At 59.8% G+C, this 204-nt stretch carries 1 protein-coding gene; it reads left to right on the plus strand.

The window, feature by feature from the left end:
- Positions 1 to 204 (plus strand): hypothetical protein (locus QM609_RS29190; RefSeq protein ID WP_283337666.1); only part of this gene is annotated, 204 nt, incomplete at both ends.

The following is a 204-nucleotide window of genomic DNA, read 5'->3' on the forward strand; positions in this document are numbered from 1 at the left end:
TACGTCATCGGAACTGCGGTGGATTCTTCGGCAGTTCTGAACTCGGCACGAGAAGCCCTTCCGTCGTACATGGTGCCGTCGCAGATCATGGTGCTGGATGCGTTTCCGCTGAATGCTTCGGGGAAGTTGGATCGGAAGTTGTTGCCGGCGCCGGTGTTCGAGGCTGCGGTGTTTAGGGCTCCGGTGACGGCGGTGGAGGAGATC

The organism is Rhodococcus sp. IEGM 1302, from assembly GCF_030056935.1.
In the GTDB taxonomy this organism is placed as follows: Bacteria; Actinomycetota; Actinomycetes; order Mycobacteriales; family Mycobacteriaceae; genus Rhodococcus_F; species Rhodococcus_F qingshengii.